Here is a 5,305-nt window from a genome sequence, read left to right as displayed (position 1 = left end):
TGGTGTGTGCGTGTTCTTTGAGAACTCAACAGTGTGTCGATGAATGTCAGTGCCGAATTTTGTATTTGGTGAAAGCATCCGATGTCGATGATCATCCGCTTGTGGTGGTTATGGTTGGGTGTTGTTTTATAGCTAGTTGAGTTTTTTTGCTAGTGATTTGGCTCTTATGTCTTTGACTGATTAGCAGCCTTCGGGTTGTGATATCTAGAGTCTTTTACGGAGAGTTTGATCCTGGCTCAGGACGAACGCTGGCGGCGTGCTTAACACATGCAAGTCGAGCGGTAAGGCCCTTCGGGGTACACGAGCGGCGAACGGGTGAGTAACACGTGGGTGATCTGCCCTGCACTCTGGGATAAGCCTGGGAAACTGGGTCTAATACCGGATATGACCTGCTCTCGCATGGGGGTGGGTGGAAAGATTTATCGGTGCAGGATGGGCCCGCGGCCTATCAGCTTGTTGGTGGGGTAATGGCCTACCAAGGCGACGACGGGTAGCCGACCTGAGAGGGTGACCGGCCACACTGGGACTGAGACACGGCCCAGACTCCTACGGGAGGCAGCAGTGGGGAATATTGCACAATGGGCGAAAGCCTGATGCAGCGACGCCGCGTGAGGGATGAAGGCCTTCGGGTTGTAAACCTCTTTCAGCAGGGACGAAGCGCAAGTGACGGTACCTGCAGAAGAAGCACCGGCTAACTACGTGCCAGCAGCCGCGGTAATACGTAGGGTGCGAGCGTTGTCCGGAATTACTGGGCGTAAAGAGTTCGTAGGCGGTTTGTCGCGTCGTTTGTGAAAACCCGGGGCTCAACTTCGGGCTTGCAGGCGATACGGGCAGACTTGAGTGTTTCAGGGGAGACTGGAATTCCTGGTGTAGCGGTGAAATGCGCAGATATCAGGAGGAACACCGGTGGCGAAGGCGGGTCTCTGGGAAACAACTGACGCTGAGGAACGAAAGCGTGGGTAGCAAACAGGATTAGATACCCTGGTAGTCCACGCCGTAAACGGTGGGCGCTAGGTGTGGGTTCCTTCCACGGAATCTGTGCCGTAGCTAACGCATTAAGCGCCCCGCCTGGGGAGTACGGCCGCAAGGCTAAAACTCAAAGGAATTGACGGGGGCCCGCACAAGCGGCGGAGCATGTGGATTAATTCGATGCAACGCGAAGAACCTTACCTGGGTTTGACATACACCGGAAAGCCGTAGAGATACGGCCCCCCTTGTGGTCGGTGTACAGGTGGTGCATGGCTGTCGTCAGCTCGTGTCGTGAGATGTTGGGTTAAGTCCCGCAACGAGCGCAACCCCTATCTTATGTTGCCAGCGCGTTATGGCGGGGACTCGTAAGAGACTGCCGGGGTCAACTCGGAGGAAGGTGGGGACGACGTCAAGTCATCATGCCCCTTATGTCCAGGGCTTCACACATGCTACAATGGCCAGTACAGAGGGCTGCGAGACCGTGAGGTGGAGCGAATCCCTTAAAGCTGGTCTCAGTTCGGATCGGGGTCTGCAACTCGACCCCGTGAAGTCGGAGTCGCTAGTAATCGCAGATCAGCAACGCTGCGGTGAATACGTTCCCGGGCCTTGTACACACCGCCCGTCACGTCATGAAAGTCGGTAACACCCGAAGCCGGTGGCCTAACCCCTTGTGGGAGGGAGCCGTCGAAGGTGGGATCGGCGATTGGGACGAAGTCGTAACAAGGTAGCCGTACCGGAAGGTGCGGCTGGATCACCTCCTTTCTAAGGAGCATTCTCCATGTCCATGTACTGCTGAACAGTCAGTAGATGATGGTGTGGCAGAGCCCGTTTAGGTTCCATATGTGAATCTGCGGGAGCTCACGGGTGGAACACTGACAATGAGATTATGCGTATCGGTTGATCCTTGGTGGTCGGCCGGCGTGGTCTATATCGGCATACTGTTGGGTCCTGAGAGAACACGCGTGAGTGTGTTTCTTTCTAGGCAAGACATATACAGGATCTGGATTGTGGTCATACCGTGCCTCTTTGGGGGTGGCTGGTGCTGCAGTGAGTTCAGGTTGTGTGTGTTGTTTGAGAATTGCACAGTGGACGCGAGCATCTTTGTTGTAAGTAATGAAGAGCGTACGGTGGATGCCTTGGCACCAGGAGCCGATGAAGGACGTAGGAGGCTGCGATAAGCCTCGGGGAGCTGTCAACCGAGCTGTGATCCGAGGGTGTCCGAATGGGGAAACCCAGCACGAGTGATGTCGTGTTACCTGCACCTGAATATATAGGGTGTGTGGAGGGAACGTGGGGAAGTGAAACATCTCAGTACCCACAGGAAGAGAAAACAATTGTGATTCCGTGAGTAGTGGCGAGCGAAAGCGGAGGAGGCCAAACTTTGTGCGTGTGATACCCGGCAGGGGTTGCGTATGGAGGGTTGTGGGGTTTACTTTGTCGATTCTGCCGGATCGGCCGACAGTAAGAAATCATGGTGTTAGTCGAAGTGGTCTGGAACGGCCTGTCGTAGAGGGTGAGAGTCCCGTAGACGAAAATACTGTGACTGTTGTAGTGAATACCCAAGTAGCAGCGGGCCCGTGAAATCTGCTGTGAATCTGTCGGGACCACCCGATAAGCCTGAATACTCCCTGGTGACCGATAGCGGACTAGTACCGTGAGGGAAAGGTGAAAAGTACCCCGGGAGGGGAGTGAAATAGTACCTGAAACCGTGCGCTTACAATCCGTCAGAGCTGGTGAACAGTTTGTTCTGTTGCTGGTGATGGCGTGCCTTTTGAAGAATGAGCCTGCGAGTTAGTGGCATGTCGCGAGGTTAACCCGTGTGGGGTAGCCGTAGCGAAAGCGAGTCCGAATAGGGCGTATCACCTTCGTGGTGTGTAGTGGCGTGTTCTAGACCCGAAGCGGAGTGATCTACCCATGGCCAGGTTGAAGCGACGGTAAGACGTCGTGGAGGACCGAACCCACTTAGGTTGAAAACTGAGGGGATGAGTTGTGGGTAGGGGTGAAAGGCCAATCAAACTCCGTGATAGCTGGTTCTCCCCGAAATGCATTTAGGTGCAGCGTCACGTGTTTCTCATCGGAGGTAGAGCTACTGGATGGTCTAGGGGGCTTACCGGCTTACCGAAATCAGCCAAACTCCGAATGCCGATGAGTGAGAGCGTGGCAGTGAGACTGCGGGCGATAAGGTTCGTAGTCGAGAGGGAAACAGCCCAGATCGCCAGCTAAGGTCCCTAAGCGTGTACTAAGTGGAAAAGGATGTGGGGTCGCGAAGACAACCAGGAGGTTGGCTTAGAAGCAGCCACCCTTGAAAGAGTGCGTAATAGCTCACTGGTCAAGTGATCCTGCGCCGACAATGTAGCGGGGCTCAAGTACACCACCGAAGCTGCGGCACTCATACAATAGCCCGCATGTTCCTTACGAGGAGTGTGCCAGGTGTGTGGGTGGGTAGGGGAGCGTCGTGCAGCCATGGAAGCATCGGAGTGATCCAGGTGTGGAGGCTGTGCGAGTGAGAATGCAGGCATGAGTAGCGAAAGACGAGTGAGAAACTCGTCCGCCGAATGACCAAGGGTTCCTGGGCCAGGTTAATCCGCCCAGGGTGAGTCGGGACCTAAGACGAGGCCGACAGGCGTAGCCGATGGACAACGGGTTGATATTCCCGTACCCGTGTGAACGCGCCCATGGTGAATCAGTGATACTAACTGCCCTGAATCCATGTTACTGATCTCTTTCGAGAGTGAGGGGTGTGGTGGATGCGCAGGACCTGATCTGGTAGTAGCCAAGCGATGGGGTGACGCAGGAAGGTAGCTGGGCCAGTCAGTGGTAATACTGGTGTAAGCCTGTAGGGCGAACGGTAGGCAAATCCGCCGTTCATGATGCCTGAGAGGTGATGCGTAGCCGATTGAGGCGAATTCAGTGATCCTATGCTGCCGAGAAAAGCCTCTAGCGAGCTTTCACACGGCCCGTACCCCAAACCGACACAGGTGGTCAGGTAGAGAATACTAAGGCGATCGAGATAACTATGGTTAAGGAACTCGGCAAAATGCCCCCGTAACTTCGGGAGAAGGGGGACCCTGTCTGGTGATGAACTTTTCGTTCTGAGCTGGGTGGGGTCGCAGAGACCAGTGAGAAGCGACTGTTTACTAAAAACACAGGTCCGTGCGAAGTCGTAAGACGATGTATACGGACTGACGCCTGCCCGGTGCTGGAAGGTTAAGAGGACCGGTTAGTCACTTCGGTGGCGAAGCTGAGAATTTAAGCCCCAGTAAACGGCGGTGGTAACTATAACCATCCTAAGGTAGCGAAATTCCTTGTCGGGTAAGTTCCGACCTGCACGAATGGCGTAACGACTTCTCAGCTGTCTCAACCATAGACTCGGCGAAATTGCATTACGAGTAAAGATGCTCGTTACGCGCGGCAGGACGAAAAGACCCCGGGACCTTCACTATAGCTTGGTATTGGTGTTCGGTTCGGTTTGTGTAGGATAGGTGGGAGACTGTGAAGCGGTGACGCCAGTTACTGTGGAGTCGTTGTTGAAATACCACTCTGATCGTATTGGATACCTTAACCTCGGACCATGATCTGGTTCAGGGACAGTGCCTGGTGGGTAGTTTAACTGGGGCGGTTGCCTCCTAAAATGTAACGGAGGCGCCCAAAGGTTCCCTCAGCCTGGTTGGCAATCAGGTGTCGAGTGCAAGTGCACAAGGGAGCTTGACTGTGAGACTGACACGTCGAGCAGGGACGAAAGTCGGGACTAGTGATCCGGCACCGGCATGTGGAAGCGGTGTCGCTCAACGGATAAAAGGTACCCCGGGGATAACAGGCTGATCTTCCCCAAGAGTCCATATCGACGGGATGGTTTGGCACCTCGATGTCGGCTCGTCGCATCCTGGGGCTGGAGTAGGTCCCAAGGGTTGGGCTGTTCGCCCATTAAAGCGGCACGCGAGCTGGGTTTAGAACGTCGTGAGACAGTTCGGTCTCTATCCGCCGCGCGCGTAAGAAACTTGAGGAAGGCTGTCCCTAGTACGAGAGGACCGGGACGGACGAACCTCTGGTGTGCCAGTTGTTCCACCAGGAGCACCGCTGGTTAGCTACGTTCGGAAGGGATAACCGCTGAAAGCATCTAAGCGGGAAGCCTGTTCCAAGATGAGGTTTCTCACCCCCTCGAGGGGGTAAGGCCCCCGGCAGACCACCGGGTTGATAGGCCAGAACTGGAAGTTGGGTAACCGATGCAGGTGACTGGTACTAATAGGCCGAGGACTTACCACAAAGAAGCTACGCGTCCACTGTGCGATATCTGAAACAGCACACGTTTCAGTATTACAAAATTGAATGAACCAAC

General features: G+C 54.8%; 2 rRNA genes. Both read left to right on the top strand.

The features are described from left to right. Positions 1 to 213 precede the first annotated feature (213 nt). Positions 214 to 1,731: ribosomal RNA gene (locus tag QMK32_RS24975) — 16S ribosomal RNA — on the top strand. A 342-nt stretch (positions 1,732 to 2,073) separates the two neighbouring features. After that, a 23S ribosomal RNA gene (locus tag QMK32_RS24970) occupies positions 2,074 to 5,232 on the top strand. Together the 16S and 23S rRNA genes form the textbook arrangement of a ribosomal RNA operon. Positions 5,233 to 5,305 lie beyond the last annotated feature (73 nt).

This window comes from Rhodococcus sp. H29-C3, from assembly GCF_030063405.1.
In the GTDB taxonomy this organism is placed as follows: Bacteria; Actinomycetota; Actinomycetes; order Mycobacteriales; family Mycobacteriaceae; genus Rhodococcoides.
The sequence above is the reverse complement of the archived record's forward strand: the minus strand, read 5'-3'. Positions and strand labels throughout refer to the sequence as shown.